We start from the raw sequence: 1,404 nt of genomic DNA on the forward strand, positions 1-1,404 counted from the left end.
GGTCAGCGCGAACCGGCGTGCGCGGCGCCGGCAGGTTTCCCGCCCGCACCGGCCGACCACAACGGCAGCCGCAGCGTCGTGACGAAGCTCGCCGCGTGCAGCACGCAAAGCAGGCCGAACGCCCACGCATACGCGTTGGCCTGCGTGCCGCCGCTCGCCACCGATTCGGCCTGCAGCCGCCAGGCGAGGAACAGCGTGCAGACCGTCGTGAATGTCGGGCCGCCGAGACGCTGGACGATATTGAGCGAGGTGGTCGCCATCGGCAGGTTGCGGCGCTCGACCGACGCATACGCGGCGGAAATCGACGGTGCGCCGATCGCGCTCTGACCCATGCCGCGCAGGAACAGTGCCGGCACGAGGAGGATCGGATCGTAGCCGGTCAGCGCGAGGAACACGAGCGGCAGCGTCGCGAACAGCGCGAGCAACGCGCCGGCGGCAGCCAGCCGGCGCACGCCGAACCGGCTCGTCAGTGCGCCCATCGACGGGTAGGTGACGAGCATGCCGAGCCCCATCGGCGCGAGCAGCCAGCCCATTTCGCCGGGCGTGCGGCCGCAGGCCTGGATCAGGAACACCGGAATCAGCATCTGGCCCGCGAACAGCGCGCCGTTCGACAGGAACTGCGTCGACGCGGCCGCGCCGAACACCTTGCCGCGAAACAGCGCCAGGTCGATCAGCGCGTGGTCGCCCTTGCGCGTTTCGACCCGCAGGAACGCCGCGAGCAACAGCGCGGCCGCGACGATCGCCGCGATGCCGAGCGCTTCGTTGATCCGTTCGATGCCGTACAGGAACAGCACGAGCCCCGGCGACAGCAGCGCCAGGCCGACCCAGTCGAGTTCGCGCGGTTGCGTTTCGTCGCGGTCGCCGGGCAGGAACCGTACGGCCAGCGCGAGCGCGAGTACGCCGACGGGCAGGTTCACGAGAAACAGCCAGCGCCACGACGCGTGCTGCAGGATCGCGCCGGCGACGACCGGGCCGAGGATCGGCGCGAGCAGCACGGGCACGGCCGCGTAGCCGATCACGCGCGCCATCTGCTGGCCGGCGACGCGCGCGATCATCATCTGCGCCATCGGCGCGAGCAGCCCGCCGCTCACGCCTTGCAGCACGCGGAAGGCGATCAGCGATGGCGCGGACCACGCGAGCCCGCACAGCGCCGACGTGAGCGTGAACGCCGAGAAGCACCACAGATACAGCGCCTTCGCACCGATCCGGTCGACGAGCCAGCCGTTCAGCGGCAGCACCAGCGTGAGTGCGAGCAGGTAGCCGCTCGTCACCCACTGGATCGTCGCGAGGCTCGCGTGCAGGTCGGTCGCGAGGCTCGACAGCGACACGTTGACGATCGTCGCGTCGAGCTGCGACAGCAGCGAGCCGAGCACCGCGACCGCGCTGACCTTCCAGATCGACGGT

Annotated in this window: 1 protein-coding gene; it reads right to left on the reverse strand. The window is 70.7% G+C overall.

Annotated elements, in window-relative coordinates; translation table 11 throughout:
• Positions 1–2 precede the first annotated feature (2 nt).
• The coding region (locus tag G3N99_RS40335; RefSeq protein ID WP_206125203.1) for a DHA2 family efflux MFS transporter permease subunit at positions 3–1,404 on the reverse strand (1,402 nt) is incomplete at its 5' end.

Origin of the sequence: Burkholderia sp. Ac-20392 (assembly GCF_017104585.1) — a bacterium.
In the GTDB taxonomy this organism is placed as follows: Bacteria; Pseudomonadota; Gammaproteobacteria; order Burkholderiales; family Burkholderiaceae; genus Burkholderia; species Burkholderia lata.